Source organism: Mesorhizobium sp. M0663 (assembly GCF_040320585.1).
In the GTDB taxonomy this organism is placed as follows: Bacteria; Pseudomonadota; Alphaproteobacteria; order Rhizobiales; family Rhizobiaceae; genus Mesorhizobium.
Map to the genome: position 1 here is coordinate 81095 of NZ_JAMYPX010000002.1, position 18248 is coordinate 99342.

18 protein-coding genes and 2 pseudogenes are annotated in these 18248 nt (G+C 60.2%); 8 read left to right on the forward strand and 12 right to left on the reverse strand.

Going from position 1 to position 18248, the window contains the following annotated elements:
• Positions 1-56: 56 nt before the first annotated feature.
• Together NKI54_RS03685 and NKI54_RS03690 are read right to left on the reverse strand one after the other, a co-directional pair.
• Complete coding sequence (locus NKI54_RS03685; RefSeq protein ID WP_023680033.1) at positions 57-590, reverse strand: Ros/MucR family transcriptional regulator; 534 nt, start codon at positions 588-590, stop codon at positions 57-59.
• Positions 591-1039: 449 nt separating this feature from the next.
• Complete coding sequence (locus tag NKI54_RS03690; protein ID WP_245274835.1) at positions 1040-1210, reverse strand: hypothetical protein; 171 nt, start codon at positions 1208-1210, stop codon at positions 1040-1042.
• Here NKI54_RS03690 and NKI54_RS36465 point away from each other — a divergent pair.
• Complete coding sequence (locus tag NKI54_RS36465; RefSeq protein WP_245274834.1) at positions 1209-1610, forward strand: hypothetical protein; 402 nt, start codon at positions 1209-1211, stop codon at positions 1608-1610. The two genes, NKI54_RS03690 and NKI54_RS36465, sit on opposite strands and share 2 nt — an antisense overlap.
• Here NKI54_RS36465 and NKI54_RS03700 read toward each other — a convergent pair.
• The gene (locus tag NKI54_RS03700; protein WP_352690741.1) at positions 1607-1969 is read right to left on the reverse strand and encodes a hypothetical protein; all 363 of its coding nucleotides are present in this window, start codon (positions 1967-1969) and stop codon (positions 1607-1609) included. The two genes, NKI54_RS36465 and NKI54_RS03700, sit on opposite strands and share 4 nt — an antisense overlap.
• A gap of 528 nt (positions 1970-2497) precedes the next feature.
• On the opposite strand from NKI54_RS03700, the gene NKI54_RS03705 reads away from it, so the two are divergent.
• The gene (locus tag NKI54_RS03705) at positions 2498-3328 is read left to right on the forward strand and encodes a relaxase/mobilization nuclease domain-containing protein (RefSeq protein ID WP_352690743.1); all 831 of its coding nucleotides are present in this window, start codon (positions 2498-2500) and stop codon (positions 3326-3328) included.
• On the forward strand, positions 3310-4611 hold the full coding sequence (locus NKI54_RS03710; protein ID WP_352690744.1) for a DUF3363 domain-containing protein: 1302 nt from the start codon (positions 3310-3312) through the stop codon (positions 4609-4611). The genes NKI54_RS03705 and NKI54_RS03710 overlap by 19 nt, the downstream gene beginning before the upstream one ends.
• Positions 4612-4911: 300 nt before the next feature.
• Here NKI54_RS03710 and NKI54_RS03715 read toward each other — a convergent pair whose 3' ends face one another.
• From NKI54_RS03715 to NKI54_RS03740, 6 genes and pseudogenes are all read right to left on the reverse strand, one after another.
• Positions 4912-5175 (reverse strand): helix-turn-helix transcriptional regulator, encoded by a 264-nt coding sequence (locus tag NKI54_RS03715; RefSeq protein ID WP_036239966.1) that lies wholly within the window; start codon positions 5173-5175, stop codon positions 4912-4914.
• 401 nt (positions 5176-5576) lie between these two features.
• Positions 5577-6086, reverse strand: a pseudogene (locus NKI54_RS03720) (transposase); the annotation flags it as partial.
• A 67-nt stretch (positions 6087-6153) separates the two neighbouring features.
• Positions 6154-7674 carry a sugar ABC transporter ATP-binding protein gene (locus NKI54_RS03725; RefSeq protein WP_352457841.1) on the reverse strand — a complete coding sequence of 507 codons (1521 nt, stop codon included), beginning with the start codon at positions 7672-7674 and terminating at the stop codon, positions 6154-6156.
• Between the two features lies 1 nt (position 7675).
• Entirely contained in the window at positions 7676-8647 is a 972-nt protein-coding gene (locus NKI54_RS03730) for an ABC transporter permease (RefSeq protein WP_352637575.1), read from the reverse strand.
• Positions 8644-9684: an ABC transporter permease gene (locus tag NKI54_RS03735; RefSeq protein ID WP_352637577.1), complete on the reverse strand. Its 1041-nt coding sequence runs from the start codon at positions 9682-9684 to the stop codon at positions 8644-8646. Before NKI54_RS03735 ends, NKI54_RS03730 begins: the two co-directional genes overlap by 4 nt.
• A 132-nt stretch (positions 9685-9816) precedes the next feature.
• Positions 9817-10842: a sugar ABC transporter substrate-binding protein gene (locus NKI54_RS03740; RefSeq protein ID WP_023680812.1), complete on the reverse strand. Its 1026-nt coding sequence runs from the start codon at positions 10840-10842 to the stop codon at positions 9817-9819.
• Between the two features lie 149 nt (positions 10843-10991).
• On the opposite strand from NKI54_RS03740, the gene NKI54_RS03745 reads away from it, so the two are divergent.
• The 3 genes from NKI54_RS03745 to NKI54_RS36470 all read left to right on the forward strand — a co-directional run bounded on the left by NKI54_RS03745 (position 10992) and on the right by NKI54_RS36470 (position 13010).
• Positions 10992-11741, forward strand: coding sequence for a GntR family transcriptional regulator (locus tag NKI54_RS03745; RefSeq protein ID WP_352690745.1), 750 nt, complete (start codon positions 10992-10994; stop codon positions 11739-11741).
• The gene (locus tag NKI54_RS03750) at positions 11728-12507 is read left to right on the forward strand and encodes an SDR family NAD(P)-dependent oxidoreductase (protein ID WP_352648450.1); all 780 of its coding nucleotides are present in this window, start codon (positions 11728-11730) and stop codon (positions 12505-12507) included. Before NKI54_RS03745 ends, NKI54_RS03750 begins: the two co-directional genes overlap by 14 nt.
• A gap of 380 nt (positions 12508-12887) precedes the next feature.
• Positions 12888-13010 (forward strand): hypothetical protein, encoded by a 123-nt coding sequence (locus tag NKI54_RS36470; protein ID WP_502894702.1) that lies wholly within the window; start codon positions 12888-12890, stop codon positions 13008-13010.
• 119 nt (positions 13011-13129) lie between these two features.
• Here NKI54_RS36470 and NKI54_RS03760 read toward each other — a convergent pair whose 3' ends face one another.
• The gene (locus NKI54_RS03760) at positions 13130-14098 is read right to left on the reverse strand and encodes an oxygenase MpaB family protein (RefSeq protein WP_352648452.1); all 969 of its coding nucleotides are present in this window, start codon (positions 14096-14098) and stop codon (positions 13130-13132) included.
• A gap of 131 nt (positions 14099-14229) precedes the next feature.
• Here NKI54_RS03760 and NKI54_RS03765 point away from each other — a divergent pair.
• Positions 14230-14310: pseudogene (locus NKI54_RS03765) on the forward strand (short-chain dehydrogenase); the annotation flags it as partial.
• An 84-nt stretch (positions 14311-14394) separates the two neighbouring features.
• Here the strand turns inward: NKI54_RS03765 and NKI54_RS03770 are convergent.
• Positions 14395-15870 carry an ROK family protein gene (locus tag NKI54_RS03770; RefSeq protein WP_352637581.1) on the reverse strand — a complete coding sequence of 492 codons (1476 nt, stop codon included), beginning with the start codon at positions 15868-15870 and terminating at the stop codon, positions 14395-14397.
• Positions 15871-15906: 36 nt separating this feature from the next.
• Positions 15907-16812, reverse strand: coding sequence for a tagatose-bisphosphate aldolase (locus NKI54_RS03775; RefSeq protein WP_352637582.1), 906 nt, complete (start codon positions 16810-16812; stop codon positions 15907-15909).
• A gap of 282 nt (positions 16813-17094) precedes the next feature.
• Between NKI54_RS03775 and NKI54_RS03780 the strand changes: the two genes are divergently transcribed.
• Positions 17095-18000, forward strand: coding sequence for a sugar-binding transcriptional regulator (locus tag NKI54_RS03780; protein ID WP_352637583.1), 906 nt, complete (start codon positions 17095-17097; stop codon positions 17998-18000).
• The last annotated feature ends 248 nt before the right edge of the window (positions 18001-18248 follow it).

Sequence of the window (18248 nt, forward strand, 5' to 3'; positions counted from 1 at the left end):
AGGCGGGGCTTCGCCATGTTCAGGTTCGCCACTGCACCTCTATCTGGTGCAGCACGCTATGCTTTGACGGGTGTTTTGCGCGCCTTCTTCACCGGCGATTTGATTGCCGTGGCAATTGCTGCCGCCGCTGGCGCGCGAGCAGCTCGTTTTGGTTTTTCCGCCGCAGCTGTCGCTGGCGCTGCCGCCTTGCGGCCCAATCCTATTGATTTTGCCAGGGCCGAGCGAGTCGCCGCGTAGTTCGGCGCAACCATAGGATAGTCGGAGGGCAGGTTCCATTTCTGGCGGTATTCGTCCGGACTCAGATTGTAGTGCGTTCCGATATGCCGCTTCAAGGATTTGAACTTTTTCCCGTCTTCCAGGCATATGATGAAATCAGGTGACACTGACTTCTTGATCGACACCGCCGGCTCCAGTTTGGCTGCGGTCGGAGCCACAGGTGTGCCGATCCCTTGCAAAGCGACATAGACATCCCCGATCAGCTTCGACAACTCGCCGACCGGCAACGGATTGTTCGAAACGTAGGCGGAAACGATGTCAGCGGTGATTGATACGAGATCAGCCTGGTCGCTTGGGTCTGGAGAAACGGTCATCGAATTTCCTCTTGTCCAAAGCGCGCTTTGAAAACGGATGGTCTGTCTATTCGCCAATCCAGGCAAATAATTCGTTACTCCGCCAACAAACCTCATTCCGTGTAAATATCAAGCAGGCAAGTGTCGCTGCGATCGTTCGGTCCGGCTGCAGACAAGTTGCCGATCGCGTCGGGGAAGCAGGAAGGCTTTCCCCCTCGCTTCTCCGCGCGCCAAGCGCACAGCCCAACGCAAGCCAGCGCCATGAATCATGGCTCCTGCGTCGCAGGATTGAGCCATGAACAATTGTCGTCGCGACACTCTGTGCCGCGGTCCTGGTCTCGCCCCGGCATGAATTGGCCCTCGCGTGTACCTCTTGTGGGACTCATTCAGGTGGGCTGCACCGCCTCGCGCCGATCGGCAGGATGGATGTTGCTGACATGGCAGCCGGCATGCGCCCGAACGGCTGCCGCCTACTGGCTCAACGAATATCTGATGAACGGCGTGCTGCTTTTGAAGCGCTTGCCACCCCGCAGCTGACAACTCGTTTGACACCACGGCGCCGCGAGCCCATCGAGCCCCTTGCGCATGTCGGTATGACCGAGCGCCAGATGCACCTTCACCCCCGTCGGAACGACGATCATGATGCGTTCTTCCTCGCCGCGAGATGCTGCTGGACTGCATCTGCATTGTGCCGACGGATGCAAAGACGCGCCGCCCGTCGTCCAGTTGGGCTGTCATCACGCCGTCCGGCGGTCGTACGAGATTGCGCAGGGCAGTCAGTACCGGCGGTTCGGTTTCCGTCCCATGGATGAGTGCAACCGTTGCCAATTGCGGCGCCTTGCGAGCGGTCACGCCGAACTGGACACGCCGGCCGAAGGCATGCTGGTGGCCATCCCATGGCGGCGGCAAACCTCCGCCACACTGACGCCGGGCTTCTCCGTCTCCTGCACGATCGCCTGCTTCTGTGCGTCGCTGAAGCGGCGCCGGTTCGACCGCCCGTCAACGGCGGTGTCAAGTGACATTGGCGCCGTACGCAATTAGCAGCGCTGCTGAATTGAGCCCGCGCACTCGGATGCAACAGAGATCGCCAGTCCACTTCGGCCTCGAATTCCTCGGGGACGAGCGCGCCATTTGGGCAGCGCATGGGGCGAAAGTCCGAGCGCCGCGGCATATTCGGCAAGCCCCAACCCGCTCCAGTTCATCGCCTCCACATGCTTGCCCCAGAACGCCTGCAGGGCAATCGGACCGGTGTCCGTACGCACGCTGTAGCGGTAGCGGCGCGGGCTCTTGCGTCGCTTCGGCGGCCCTTTCTTGCCCCGCTTTTCCGGCTTTTCCTGGCGCAATTTCCGCAGATATTCCGCACGTTTGCGCCGATCTTCCGGGCTCACCAGATGGCGCACTCACAGCTCAAAAGTCTTCGTCGAAAGCTTGCGCCGGCGGCAATATTCCTCCGCCTCAAAACGGCCCGATACCAGGTCGCGTCATGCGTCGACCAGCACGGGTTGTTGGCCTTGTCCCAGGAACGTTGAGGCACCGCCGGAAATCTCTCAATAGCAAGGAACGTCACATGTTGCGAGATTGCACGACCCGAAAGATGTGCAGGATCCGGACGGTTACCGAGGGTGGTGGGGGACAGCGAGGGTGGTGGGGGACAGCAAGATAAAGCGAGCTGGCGTTCGCCCTCGCTTCGCTCGTAAGTGTGTGTCTGCACATTGTTTTTTCCGGCACATGCGGACACCGGGAGGCACCACGCGAGGTGTGGCGGGTGCCGGTTGGTCCGCTATCCTGCTGATCTGAAAAGTAAAGGTGCGGTGCCCGGGCGATGTGCGATCCGCCGTTTATACGCCACAGCAAGTCTTTGCGCTCCATAGCACGCTCAGCGTTCCGGCCGTCTTGAAGAGCGAATCCCGACGCCCGATGCTGCCGTCATGGCAGATCGTGACAGCGACCAATTCCAGGTTCGCACCGGCCGGACGCGGCGTAGCGGCGCGCCGGTCAATTCTCGCACGCTGCCCTTTGTGCGCCAGGTCGAGATTGCCATCCGCAAGCAGGGCGGCAATCCCTATCGCCTCGGTGCAAGCAGCGGTGCCGGGAAGGGGAGTGGCCGCTTCAACGCCCGCGGCCGCGGCGGCAAGCTGGCAGCAGAGTTGCCAAGGGATGGTGGCGGTTGGAAGCAGGACGGCAATGGCGTCCGCTTTCGCTCCCGCCGCGTCGTCGTGAAGGCGCGCGTCGTCAAGTTGCCAGGACGAGGCAAGGGGACCACCGGGCGCGGCCAAAAGTTTGTGACGACCAGCAAGGCCGTCGATGCGCATCTGCGCTATCTTCAGCGCGACGGCGTCACCAGAGACGGCGAGAAGGGCAAGGTGTACTCGGCCGTCGACGACGAGGCCGACGCAAAGGCCTTCGTCGAGCGCGGCCGCGGCGACCGGCATCAGTTCCGCTTTATCGTCGCGCCGGAGGATGCCGCGGAGATGGAAGACCTGCGCTCCTTCACCCGCGATCTCATGCGGCAGATAGAGACCGACCTCAACACGCGCCTCGACTGGATCGCCGTCGACCACCACAACACCGGTCATCCGCACACCCATATCCTGGTGCGCGGCGTCACCGATGACAGCAAGATCCTGAACATCGCCGGCGACTACATCGCCCATGGCATTCGTCACCGGGCAAGCGAGCTGGTCGAACGGAACTCGGCCTGCAAAGCGAGGTCGAGGTCGCCCGCAAGCTGGCCAACGAAGTGGGTGCCGAACGGCTGACCCGGCTCGACCGCATGCTGATCGCCGAACAGCACGAGCACGATCTTGTCGACCTCCGTCCCAATGCCAGCGACAGCTACACCATTTCCAGCAATCGCTATCTGCTGATCGATCGGGCAAAGAAGCTGCAGCACTTCGGCCTGGCGAGCGAGATCGAGCCCGGCCGGTGGTTGATCTCCGACAAAGCCGAAAGCACGCTGCGCGCGCTTGGCGAGCGCAACGACATCATCAAGACCATGCACCGGGCACTCGAGGAGCACGGCCTCGCCGATGAACGGGGCGCGGCGCAATATGTCATGCACCGGCAGACCATCACCGAGCCGGTCGTCGGCCGTGTGCTCGCCAAGGGTCTTGCCGGCGACGAGATGAGCGATAAGCTGTCGCTCGTCATCAACGGAGTCGACGGGCGCACCCACTATGTCGAGACCGCCGATGCGGCAAAGCTCGAAGACATCCAGCGCGGCCATATCGTAGCGCTTGATCCGATCCCGCCGAAGGAGGAGCCGCGTGCCGCCGACCGCAACATCGGCGTCGCAGCCGGCGAGGATGGCATCTATCGGCCGAGCAGGCACCTGGAGGCGATCCGGGAAACATTTTTGCAGCAGGGCAAGGACCCGGACGCCTTCGTCCGCTTCCATGTCCGCCGTCTCGAAGCGCTGCGCCGGGCCGGCCATGTCGAGCGCATCGACGAAGACCACTGGCGCATTCCGGAAAACTTGCCCGAGCGCGGCATCGCCTACGATGCCCGCAGCCGCGGCAAGGACTTCTCCATCCGCGTGCTTTCGACGCTTGACCTCGACGCGCAGATCGGCAGCGACGGCGCCACCTGGCTCGACCGGGAGCTTACGGCCAGGATCCCCATGCCGCTGGTGAGGTCAGGCTTTGGTCTCGACGTCGACAACGCGCTCGATAAACGGGCTGCCCAGCTTGTCGGGATGGGCCATGCCGCACGCGATGCGACGAGCGGGACAATCACCTTCTCGCGCGACCTGGTCGCTACGCTGGAGCGTCAGGAGGTCGCGCGCGTCGGCAAGGAAATGGCCGCTGCGCGCGGCCTCACTTTCGCGCCCGTCCAGCCCGGCAATCATGTCGGCGGCACGCTGCTTGGCCCCGTCAGTCTTGCGAGCGGGCGCTTCGCCATGCTGGACAATGGTCTCGGCTTTCGGCTCGTGCCCTGGCAGCCGATGCTGGAAGGGCGCATCGGCCAGCACATCACCGGCCTCGTGCAAAACAGCGGCGGCATCGACTGGAGCTTCGGCAGAAAGCGCGGAATCGGGATGTGACGGCTGAGGTATGGTGCTCACCAAGGCCTTTCCTACTCCAGGTTCCGCTGCCGCGCTCCACAAGGAATTCTGTTGCTCCATCCGTCAGAGCCTTGAGAATTTCGCCGCCGTTTCGGGCGGCCTCGGAGCGGATCGTCTTCGGTCCAGACGAGCTGTTGCTAGCTCACCTATTGAGGAGCAGCGCGCCAAGCCTTCCCTCTGACCAGTCGAGCGCCGCTCCAACAGGTCGGATACGCAATTGCGGCTTTCGGCAATCCCGCAGGCCACGGTTACGAACGACAGCCGGTCTATGCAAAACGGTCACATTTGGCCTTTTGGACTGTTAGATCTACGCGCCAGGCGAACGCCAGCACCACCACCGTTTTCCGGGATGAATTCGATCCCGGCAGTTTCGAGCGCCGCAACTAACGCGTCAAACGTGGTTTGCCTCGAAGTGGTTTGGGCATTCTCAATTCTGACGAGCGTGCGAACGGTTATCCCCGATGCGTTAGCCAGATCCTCTCTCGTCCAATCAATTAAGGCTCGGGCGGCGCGGAGCTGCTGGGGCGATATGTCTTTTTTCATGATATTCTGCTTGTTAAAAGTCACAAAAAGTGACATTTTGGAAGACAAAGATGCGGCCGCACGAGGTGCTCGTTACACCTTGCACGGCCTAACCACTACCCAAGCTGATTGGAGCTCGGATCATGGCTTCTCTATTCGGCGGCTTGGGGTCAAGCGCTTTTGTCATTTTCTGCCTTACCAGCTTCTGACATCATTCGCGGGTTCGTGCTTCTCTCCGGGATCGGCCCATTGGCCCTGCCTTGATGGGATTCAGAGAATAAGGCGGAACAATCTGATTCGCGTCCTGGCCAGCATGACATGACCGGTGCGCCCATGATCGCGAACTCACCTCATCCTTCGTCCCGCGAAGGACGTGCTTCCGCGCTGGGCGGAACTCTCTACCTCTTCTTCCCGGCCTTTTGTCACACGGCTGACGCCATGGTTTCCCGCGTCCAGCGGAACTCGCTGTTGTCCAGCCACATGCGGTGCATGACGACCGCCAGGCGACGTGCGAGCGCGACTATCGCCCTGCGCAAGCCGCGCCGCTTGGCGACGTTCATCGCCCAGGCCTTCAGCCATGACCATTTCTTCACGTGCGTCAGCATGACTTGGGCTGCTTCATAGAGCAATGTTCGCATCATGCCGTCCCCGCAGAGTGAGATGCCTCCAACGCGCTTGCTTTCGCCGGACTCGTCGAGCTTCGGTGTCAGCCCCAGGATCGGCCCTACCGCCTTGGAGTTTCTGAACCGTTGTGGAATGTCGATCGTCGCGGTGTACGCGAGCGCCACTATGGAGCCGACACCAGGGACCGTCATCAAGCGCCGGCAGGTAGCATCGCCCCTGGCGATCGCCAGCACTTGTCTGTGCAGGTGCGCAAATTCCTCGCGCAGCTTCCGCCTGGCGGCCAGCAGTGGCTCCATGATCTGTTCGAGATCGAACTCACGCCTGTCCACGGGATCCTCTTGGCCGATGGTGAAAAGTCCTGAAAGTGTGAGGAGCTTAGGCGGCCTCAGCCCTATGGATCAGATTCATGATGCCCTCGCTCATGCCGGCATAGGATCCGTCATTGATTAACTGGCCCTGAAGCCGGTAGTCGTTCATGACCAGAATCCTGTCAGCGAGCAGGATCATTTCAGGCATGTCGCTCGTGATCAGCAAAATGGCAGTGCCGTTGTCGGCAAGTTCTCGCAGCAAATCGTGCAGGTAAGCCTTGGTCTTGATGTCGATGCCGACTGACGGCTCGTCAACCAGCAAGATCTTGACGCCTGCTGCCAGCCATTTGGCGACGCTGATTTTCTGCTGATTGCCACCCGAAAGGTTGGCCACCGTCTGCGCGAGGCTGGGTGTTTTCACCTCAAGCTTCTCGATGTATGGCGTTACCTTGTGTCGCACGAGGCGGTCGGTGAGGAATCCGAGAAGTGCCGAAAGGGGGCGCCACACTGCAATTCCAGCATTTGACAGCACCGAATGCATCAAGACCAGACCTTCGCCCTTTCGATCTTCGCTGACGTATCCCACACGATGCGTGTGGATGGCTTCGCCGACCGACCTGATCTTAACCGGCTTCCCGTCGATCTCGACGGTACCAGCCGTCAGCGGAAACTGACCCAGGATGCATTTTGCAAGCTCGGTCCTTCCGGCGCCCACGAGGCCATAGAGGCCCACAATCTCGCCTTGTCGGACATGCAGATTGACGTCCGAATGGCCTAAAGATGTTTCAATGTTCTTGAGCTCGATGGCCGGAGGAGCCCCAGTCGAGTTGCGCTCCCGCCAGCCGCCTTCACCCTCGGCCCGGCCGATCATCAATCGGACAATGTCTTGCCGCCCCAGGCCCTCCATTGGCCGGCTTTCACAGGCATTCGACCCATCCCTCAGCACTGTGACGCTGTCGCAAAGCTCCTGCGCTTCTTCCAGCTTATGGCTGACAAATAGCAGGCTGGCGCCTTGGTCTCGCAGCTTTCGCAAAAACGAGAATAATAGATCAGTTTCACTCGAGGTAAGTGATGCGGTTGGTTCATCCAGGAGAAGCACTCGCGAGCGCAGAGACAAGGCCTTGGCGATTTCGACCAGCTGCATCTTGGCGACGCTAAGGCGCGATACCGGGGTTCTTGGGTCGATGTCTAGGCCGAGGGCCTCAAGCCAACGCGCGGCCTGCTTGTTCAAGTCGGCATAGTCCACCGGCTTTAGCAACGAAGCCCCAAGTTGCTCGAGATGGATATTTTCCGCAACAGAAAACCTCGGGATAAGATTCCGTTCTTGATGTACGACGCCAACACGATGAGCGATGGCCTCGCGCGGCGAGCCGAAATGAACCTCTTGGCCCTCCAGGATGAGGCGGCCGGCATCGGGGTGGTGAACACCGGTAATGATCTTGATAAGCGTTGACTTCCCTGCGCCGTTTTCGCCGAGCAAAGCATGTATGGAATGAGTTTTAAGTGTCAGGGAAACGCCCTTTAGGGCCTTTACGCCTGGAAAGGACTTCTCAATGCCCAGAGCCTGGAACGCTATCTCGCTCGCCATTTCAGAGCCTCTTGAGATTTCGTGACAAACGACTTTCGCGAAAACGATTGGCGCCGACTGCCGCCAAGATCATTGCGCCCAGCACGACCTGCACGAGGAACGGGTCGATGTCGAAAAGCACTAGGGCTTGTGTGATTATTGCAACGATCACCACCCCGAGCAGCGTAGCGGGCACGCTGATGTGTCCGCCGGCCAAGACCGCGCCGCCGATCACGGGCGCGGCAAAAGACAAAATTAGCCAGTCGTCGCCGATCGTCGGTTGACCCATTTGTAAACGGGCAACAAGGAGAAGACCGGCAAGCGCTGCAAGAAACCCCGAAAGGGCGTGCGCGATGACAACTGTATTTGCAATCGATATTCCCGACAATTCTGCGGCATGTTGATTGCCGCCGACTGCCAAAATAAACCGCCCTATGGGTTGCCGATTAAGCATGAACCACAAGGCTAGCCCGACAGCCATGGTCGGGAGCATCAACCAAGGAATGATCCCGAAGATCGCGCCCTGTCCGATGGATTTCACGCCGTCTGAGATATCATAAAAGGGTTGGGCATGTGTGATGCCCAAATTGATGCCCTTGTAAACGGACAGGCTGGCGAGGGTAATTACGAACGCCGAAATGCCAGTTCGGGCGATCAGAAATCCGTTTATTACGCCGCATATGACCCCGAGCGACAGCGCGGTTAAGGCGGCAAGGGATGCGGGCACGTGCCACGCGTCCATCATGCCGGCGAAAACAATAGCGCAAAGACCGCCGATAGCCCCGACAGACAAATTCATCTGACCGATAGCGATGATGAGCATTTGCGAAAACGCGATCAGGCCATTTACTGCAATTGCGAGCAGCAGCACCTGAATATTCAATGGCGATAGGAATGATGGGTTGAAGCCCCCCACGATCGCAACGGCGACGATCGTAACCAGCAGCGGCCCAAACCAGTCGCTCCGCACGGCGTTGGCGAAGGAGCCGTTCATGCCATGTTCCTCCGGGCCAGAAAGGTTCGGCGTGTTTTGTCCATCAATACCGCAGCCAGCAAAAGCAGACCCAAAAAGCTCTGAATCCAGAAATCGCCCAGCTGTAATAGAAGCAAACCACTAGTCAGCATCGTCACCAGAAACGCACCTAGGCACGTCCCCAGCACCGATGCCTTGCCGCCCGCCAAAAGTGTTCCCCCCAACACAGGACCAAGGAACGCGATGAGCAGCCAGTCCTGTCCGAGTTGTCCCGCCATTGATGGGATCGCCGCTCCATTGCGTGCGACTAGCATCAGAGCCGCGCAGGCGGCGAGCGCGCCAGACAGCATGTGGCAGTATATGAAGATGCGCCCGACATTTATGCCGGACATCTCCGCCGCTTCGGGCTTGGCGCCAGCAGCCAGCATCTCCCGCCCAACCGCTGTCAAATTATAAAGATATCCTAGAACCAATGCAGCCATGAGGCTAACCAGGAGGAGCGGAGAGAAAAAACCCAACAGCTTGATGCGTCCGAACGCTGCAAAGACGGGTGGCAGAGCGCGATAGGATTCTGCACGCGTCAGGAAGATCATTACGCCGAAGAAAATGCTCATTGTCGCGAGCGTGATGATGAAGCTGTGCAATCCTGTGCGAACGGAAGTCCATCCGTTGATAAAGCCCAGCAAGGCGCCAAGGGCCACGGCTGAGAGAATTGCGAGTGGCCACGGAAGCCCGACGACCTCAATGAGATAGCCGCAAGTCATTGCGGCACAAACGCCGATCGCCCCTACAGCAAGGTTCAACCCCCCAGTTATAACGACGACCATCATGGCCAAGCCGATCATGATGTTGACGGCTGCGATACGACCGAGGGTGAACAAATTGAAGGCCGAAAAGAAACCCTCTGTTGTGAATTTGAAGCCCAGCGCAAAGACCACAATGAGGGCAATGAGCCCAAACTCATTGGTCAGATAGAATCGCGTCTCGGTGGCATTCCTGCGCGGCTTGCCGACGATGTCGCCACTGGGACCCTTCGCCGGCACATCTGAATAAGACATGGTTTCGCACCTTAATGGCTAGGCTGCCATCTTATCAGGCCTGGCTCTGGGTCACGACAGACACCGTGCAATTTGGTTGGACGACCGCCGGGTCTGCTTGAACGCAGCCCGGCGGCATTGGCGGAAGTCTCGTTACTTGCAGGTCAGATAAGTCGCCTGGAAGGTTTCAAAGAGCTTCTTGGTCGTGTCGCGCATGGCGTCAACATAAGTGTCGATTTTGTCGGCCGCGACATAGACGGTTCCCGAGTCGATGAACTTGTCAGTGAGGGCATTCTTCTTAAAAGGCGCATCGGTCTTGACCGCGCAACCCGAACGAAGCTTGTCGAGAACGAAAGTGCCGATATAGCCTTGGCCATACGGATTCTGCAGCATTGTGCCATTCACAAAGCCATCCTTGATGGCCTTCAACACAACTTGATCGTGATCAATGGCTACCATCTTGATCCGCTTGTCGCCGATCTTTCGGACTGCGTTCGAGGCTACAACCGCAGGGACCCAAGCGGTCGTGATGATGCCATCGACGTCGTTGGCGTGAGCTGCCAGGTAGGCATTAATCTTTTCCTCGGCTGGCTCGGGCGCATCAATGTCAGCGATGACCTGGACGACCGTTGCGCCTTCTTCCTCCGCCGCTTTTTTGACGGCGTCGATGCGAAGCTGGGTATTCGGATCAACAAGGAAGCCGGTGAAATGAGCAATGCGCTTCTTGGTGCCCGTCAGTGTTTTCAAAAGCTCCTTGGTTCCAATGTATGCTGAATTGCCAGTGTCGGTGCCGAGGCAGAAGGTTGCTGAAGAAGGATCCTTGAAGCACCCTGCGCCGCCGATGACAGGCGCGCCATTGGACACGAGCTCGTCGACGGTACTGACCGATCCGACGGGGTCACCTGGGAAAATCAGAAAGCCGTTATAACCCTGGGTCAAAAGGCTCTCGAGCAGCTGGTTCTGCTGGCTGAGTTCCCACTTTTGCGGCACCTTATAGTCTGCTGCGGCCAGGCCAAAATCCTTGGCAGCATCCTTACCAGCTTGCTCCCACGCCGCGAAGTAGGGGTGCGGACCTCCGGGAACCAGCGCAATTTTTGAATCTCCAGCGGCGAAGGCGGACCCCACGCCTATTGCGGATAGCAGTCCAATCGCGAGCACGCGACGCAAATAGTTCGACATCAAAACTCCTCCCGTTGAGAGCGCCGCCTTCCCGCTTAAAATTGTCGAGACCGCCAGCGCAAATGCCTTGCATTCACCGCAGAAGTTCTAGTACACTTGTATACAAGGTGCAACTGCTTTTTTGTTGATGGCATTTTTCGGAGGACATTGTGCAAGAAGGCGAGCGGAACGCGATATCGCGTTTCGACCAGAATGGAGCGAAAGCCATGTCTTCCGGATTGGTTGAACTAGACGTGTTTTTGAACCGGCGCAGTTCGGCGAGTGAGCAAATTTACTCCGTCCTGCGCGAGGCAATCGTGCGTGCGAAGCTCTTGCCGGGCGAATCGATTAGTGAAAACGCGGTGTGTCGCCAGTTCAATGTGTCTCGCACACCTGTGAGGGCAGCGATCCAAAGATTGGCCGAAGACGGACTTGTAAGTGTCTTTCCGCAGCTCGGCAGTTTTGTTTCGCAAATTGATATCGTCAGCATCCAAGACAGCCATTTTGTCCGCCGTTCTCTGGAAACTTGCCTTCTTCGCGAAGTTGCGCCGCGTTGGACGCCAGCGATGAGCGCTGAAATGCGTTCACTGGTGGCGGCTCAAGAACGGAGTATCGCTGAGGGCGATATTGACGGATTTCACGACAATGACGAGAATTTTCACCAATTGTTTGCGTCTTTCGCGCAGCGACCGGGAGTTTGGACGACCATCCACGCTGCTAAAGCCAAGCTGACTCGCTTTATTCGTTTCTCCGGCAATGCCGCACGGTTTGCGGTTGTGCTGCAGGAGCATTTGGCAATTCTGGATGCGCTGGATGCCAATGACGGACCCGGTGCGGAAGCCGCATTGGTCGCCCATCTCGATAAAATCTTTGTCCTTTTCGACGCGCATGCGTCGGAGACACGTCATGCCGCGGTCTGACCAAGCAATGGAGAATTCCCGCTTGCAATCGCTAGAAGGAAAAACCGCTGTCGTAACTGGAGGCGCAGGCGCTATCGGCTCCGCAATCGCAGTGGAACTGGCGCGCGCCGGCGCTCAAGTAGCAGTCCTGGATCTGCTCCCCAAGGCCGCAGAGGCGCTGGCGTCGCGGATAGGGCATGGCGCCGTTGCCGTCGGTGTTGATCTGGCAGTTGAGAGTTCAACGCGCGCGGCGGCGGAGAAGGTTCTTCAGCACTTCGGTTCGGTCGACATTTTGGTCAACAATGCTGGCATTCTGTCGAACCACAAAATGGCAGATACCTCGATCGAGGAATGGCGAAGGGTCAACATAGTCAACGTAGAAGCCGCATTCCTTCTCGCCCAGATATTTCTTCCAGGGATGCGGTCGAAGCGGTGGGGTCGGGTGGTCAATATCTCCTCCTATGCCGCCAAAAGCGGAGGCTTGACCGCAGGGACGGCGTATTCAGTTTCGAAAAGCGCGATGATAGGGTTGACCTTTTCGATTGCCCGCGAGACCGCTGGCCAGGGCGTAACCTCGAATGCAATTGCCCCCGCCTACGTAATGTCGCCGATGGTTTCCGAACAGCTCAACGACGAACAGCGCGCGGCCCAGCTTGCTCAAATCCCGGTCGGGCGATTTTGCGAACCTCAAGAAGTCGCCCACACCGTTTCATTCCTCGCGTCACCTCTAGCCGGGTTCATCACGGGTGAGGTTATCGACATGAACGGTGGTCTCCATTTCGATTGAGCTGCATACAATGGAAAATCGTCGTTCTTACGCCAATTTGGCGCTCGCATCAGCCGGTGTCCAAATTCATCGGTACGATCGACGGAGTGTGACGCCCGGAATCGTGCATCTCGGTATCGGCAACTTCCACAGGGCCCATCAGGCAATCTATACGGTGATTGCTTGGCCGCGGGACAACTCGATTGGGGCATCATTGCAGCCTCCCCCGGAGTTCGGACACGCGGGACGCGCTTGCTCCCCAAGATGGTTTGTACACAGTTGTCAGTCGTCAAGATGAACAGACGAGCCTTCGGATAGTCGGTTCTATCGGCCATATTCTTGTCGCACCGGAGGGCCCCGCTCAGCTGCTGGAGGCGCTCTTTGACCCGCGGATCAGGATCGTGACTTTGACAGTCACCGAGAAGGGCTACACGGTCATCTCGGGCGGCGGCTCCGGCCACGAGCCGGCCCATGCCGGTTTTGACGGTACGACGGCTTCACTGTTGCCGGCAGCCGTCCGGTAGTTTGTTCGCATCTGCTTGGCGGGCCTCCGTCACGCCCCACCGTCCAGTGGGCTATCGAGTTCGTGCCTTCAAGACGCGTTAACTAGAAGCTGAACGTCTGCACGACGCGGGCCTGACATTTAGGTCAAGGAACACTGTCCGGTTCTGTGTAAGTTTTCGGATGCCGTTCGGCGATAGAGATAGCTCTCGGAAAGGCCGAGGCGGCGGCACGACTGGACGGCTGGTGATGAATGAAGCGCGGTGCTGTCGCAAATTGCAGCCGTCGTCTTCACAACAGCACGCTCCCACGGCTTCAAGGTCCAGCGGTCGCCGAGTTCCAACCGCTTGCGGACCCATTGGGGTAGGATCTCGACGGCCGCCTTCAGAAGCGGCCGCTGAAGGGGTCGAGCAACTCCCGGCAAGGCGGGAACTTCTTCCATGATCTGCAGGAACTCCGAGACGATCGGCGACGCGACGAGTCTTTGCCTCATCACGTCGAACAGCGCGTAAAGCTCGGCCTGAGACGTGGGCGCGCCGACCGCACCATAGAGAAGCGCCACGGGGCGAGCCTCAGCAAACATCGCGTCCCGTTCGAAAAAATGCAGACGATGCACATAGGTGTGATAGGCCTCCATGAAACCAAACGCGGCCGTCGCTTGCACCCAGTCCAGCAGCTCCGGGTCGGTGGCGTGGTATGGCTCGCCTTCGCTGGTTCGACCCGAAACGCGCCCATGCATCCTGACCACATCTTCAATCATGGCCTTAGCCTTGGATCGGGGGCCGTAGACCGTGACCAAAGCAGCGAGGCCCGTACGCTGCAATCGTCGGAGCGCGAGGGAGCGGAAGCTGCTGTGCTGCCAAATGGCGTCGCGAACCCGCGGCTCTGCCAATTCGAGCAGCACCGCCGTTACCCCGCCGATGAACAGCGCAACAGGGTTCTTGAAAATGCGCCAGGTTACGGAATTGGGTGGTAACAGCGCCGGCTCGCCTTCCGGAGTCGAGAAGTCCATCTGAGATCCGAGCCGCTGGCGCATGAACGACTGGGCAAGAGTGTCCACACGACGCTCAAGCGGGCGAGGCAGAGAAATGATGCCCGAGTTGCGAAACATGGTACGCCTCGAACTACTGAGAATAGCAAGCGTTAGACCTGTGGCTGGCGGATGCAATATGCACGAACGTCTTTGGTCTTCCCGTTGTTCCAAATCATCCTCGCGCGAAGCCGATGAACCCTGCTTGATCTGCCCTGTTGCCGATGATGATGGAGCAAGGCTCGGGCGTGGTCATCCATGTCACCTCGATCCAGCGCGAGCTTCCGCTCCCGGCATCAAAATCAAGAGCACGAGTGAATCACGCCGCGGATAAGTCGCGCGCGGATCATCATTTCAGGCGCGCAAGCTTCGCCTGCCTATGTGTCAATCGTCGCCCGCAGCCATTGCGTGATGGCATCGAAAGCGATTGGTTTTGTCGTATCGACATCAAAGAGCGGTCCACGCCGCAGCGGCTCGGCGCGCTTGGCCAGCTCGATCAGCTCGGGGACATAGGCCGCCCCGGGGTGGCCAGCGGGACGCTGGTCGAGCCGTGCGCGATAGCGCTCGGCAAGAACCTCGCCGGGTGCATGACACCAGATTTCGGCGGTCCGCTCGACACCAGCCCTTCGCAGGTGATCCTCGAGCACCTGGCGCGGCTGGAAGCCGAACCAGGCATCGACGACAACTGTTGTGCCCGCGGGAGCTTCGCCGACGACCGACCAGATGGCTTCATAACTGGCGCGACCGAGCGAGCGGTTGAATTCACGATCGCCGCCGCCGAGCACTTCGAGGAACGGGTTCTTAATGGTATCGAGCGTAAGCAATGGCCACCCTAGGCGGTCGGCGATACCGCGCGAGACCGTGCTTTTGCCGCTGGCGGGGATGCCGTTGACGAGCACGGCGCGCTGGCCGGGCACGGCACGCCGGCCCGGGTTGAGTCCAGCGGATGGCGAGGTCACCGGCGAGGCCGTAACCGCCGCCTGCCCTGCCAGCGCTTGCAGACCGGCGCCGATGACGCCGGCGTCGTCGCCGAGTTGCGCCGGTTCAACCGGGCATTGGTACCAGGGAGCCAAGGCCGGAGCCTTGGCAAGCGCCTGATGGGCCGCCTGGCCAAGTCCGCCGCCGAGCAGCACCAGATCGGGGGCGAACATCGCCACCGCTGTATCGATTGCCGCACGCAACGGTCTGGCCCAGGCTTCCAGTATCCCGCGCACCGGCATGTCGCCGCTCGCATCCCGGGCGAAAAGCTGATCGACCGAGATATCCGGACCGAGGCCTGCGCGTGAGATGTGACGGCCAAGTGCTGTACCGGAGCTGGTGGTTTCAACGCAGCCGCGCCGGCCGCAGACGCAGGCTTCGCCTGATATGTCGACAGTGATATGGCCGAGCTGCCCCGCCGTCCCCTTGCCGCGGACGATCTGCCGGTCTTGAGCCACGGCACCACCAATGCCGGTCCCGATGGTGAACATGACGATGTTTTCGTGACCCATGGCGGCGCCTCGAGCCATCTCGGCGACCAGTGCCATGTTGCAATCATTGTCGATCACGACGGGCTTGCCCGCCAGGCTTTCCAGCCGTTGTGCCGGGGAGACCGAGGCGAGGTTGACATAGCCTCCGGACAAGACGGCGCGACGCCGCACATCGACGCGTCCCGGGACGCCGATGCCGATGGCGGCAACCTCCGGAGAATCGAGCCGGCGCACCATCTCGGCGATCCGGGAGAGCATGAGCGCCGGGTCCGGCGCGCTCTTTTCGGACATGCGGTCAAGGATTTCGCCTGTGCCGGAAATGCGGGCGGCGCGCAGATTGGTGCCGCCGATATCGATCCCGATGGCCATCGAACTATGAGGCATGACGTCCCGTGTGTGCCCGGTGTGAACGGCGAATGACTAAGCGGCTTTCTGCCGGTAGTTTCCGATCACGGCCTGAAGCTCGTGCAATCTCGACACTGCGATGGTCTTAAGCCTTTCCCGCTGAATGTCACGGTCCAGCGAGATGCAGTCCTTCCACAGCGACCGGCCGGCGATGACGCCTGACGCGCCGTTCTTCATCGCGATCTCGACCTGGCCCAGGAAGGTCGTGTGGTTGACGCCGGCGGAGAGGACCGCCCACGGCACCTCGCCAGCCATGCTGGTGATCCTGGCGCAGGCTTCCGGCGTTCCGGGATAAGGAAGCTTGAGTACCTTTGCCCCACATTCCAGCGATATCCGTGTGCCCTCTTCGACAAGCCAGGGGATCTTGGCCGCATGATCTTCAAGGCTTTCGCCTTCGAGTTGGTAGGTCAGGAATTCGACGACGAGCAGCAGGTCCTCTTGCCCGAAGTCGGCGATGCACTGGCGCAGAATGGCGACGTTATGCTCGTTCGCCTCCGGTCTGTCGGCCCTGAGATAGACCATGATCTTGCCGCCGGTGCCACCGAGTTCGCGGACGCGGCGTGCGTCGATGTCGGGGACGAGGCGCGACAGGCGGTAGCCGGCGGGCGAGACGTCGAAGCCCGAGGCGTCGAGGCCGATGAGCAGAGCCGTATCTCGGTTCAGCACCCCTTCATCGACAACCCGCGGCACCGCGCAGAGCGGGTCGAGCAGCACGCAGGATGCCTGGCTGGCGAGGTATCGCGTGATGTCCGCCTTGGTGTCGCCGAGCATGTCGTTGGTGATCTTGGCCTGTTCGGCAGGGTCCGACGCCAACAAGGTCCGCATGCCGCCGCGCTGGTCACAGGCGATGGCCATCATGGCCCCGTCCTTGCCGCATATCTGCTGATAGCCGCGTAACTCCGCCGTCGTCATCTTTGTCATGGTCTTTTGTCCGATGTTGGCGCCCATTCACCAAGGCGCAGATCCGTGGAACAAGAAATCTTCAGTTTTTGCCTGCCCGCCGGCAGGAAGGTTTGCCGCTTTGATGCGCTATCGAACCGGGAAATCTGGCTTGGCCGCAACGTTCGGTGGAAACGAACCCGAGTTGCGAGTCTGCCGGAATTGCGCGATAACTCCCATCGGTTGATGGGTCTGTAACACATTGCTGAAAGGAATTGCAAGCTGTCTGTCCCTCCCACACAAGATGCGGCCGCATCGCGGACGATGCTGCATACGGTCGCCAAAATGCACTACGAGGCGGAGATGTCGCAGGTCGACATCGCGCGCCGGCTCGGTGTCTCCACCGCCACCATATCGCGTTTGCTGCAGCGGGCGAGAGCAGAGGGCATCGTGCGGATCGAGGTTCTCGATCTTGTGACGCCCGAGGACATCACCAGGCAGTTGATTGACGGGTTGGGGCTGCGCGACGCCGCGGTCGTCGAAACGCCGGCAGCCGGAGCGCTGACGGCGCTCGCCGCACCGCTCGGCGCCTTGCTCAAGCAAGCGGAACTGACGGCCGGCTCGGTGGTTGCCGTCGGCTGGGGGCGAGCCATCCGCGAGGTGATCCGGGCAGGCCTGCCGCGCATTCCCGGGGTCCTTACCGTCGCTGCCACCGGCGGCATGCAGCAGCAGGCGGCGCATTTCCAGATCAACGAGTTTGTACGGCTGGCCGCCGAAGAGTTCGGCGGGACGCCGCATTTCATCCATGCGCCCTATCTGCCGTCCACCGAATTGCGTGAGGTCTTCCTTGGCGATGCGGCCATCCGCGACAGCGTCGCGCTTTGGGACCGGACCGACGTTGCGATCGTCGGCATCGGCCTGCCCCATGCCATCAATCCGCCCGAGGCGAGCGCGGCCACACTGGGCGAACAGGCCCTGTTTCATGCGGCTGGAGACGTCATCCGCCATTACTTCGACGCCGAAGGCACCCTTATCCCGTGGGAAGGGGAGGGCCGGATGATCGCAATGTCGCCGGCCCAGCTTCGAACCGTCCCCTTGGTCATCGGCGTTGCCGCCTCGCCGGAGAAGGCGACGGCCATCATCGGTGCCGTCCGCGCGAGACTCATCAATGCCCTGATAACGGACACGAAAACGGCGCAAGCCATCCTCGTGGCTCTCGTGCCTCGATAGAAGGCGGACACCATGATGCGCGACATCGGCGCGCCTGATCAATCCTGAACCGATTGACGCCACGCGGTCCGGGAGCCTGGGGCCCCGAAATCACCTGTTGTCTCGTCAGGGACTTGGGGGCAATAGTCTGCCGTGCGGGCCCTGCGGAGCAGACAGATGTTGTCCGGTTTGAAAAGCGTTCCGGCCAGGGAAGTACCGGTTGCAATTTCTTTCAGCAAAGTGTTACAACCTGCCGCTAGGCGGGCATG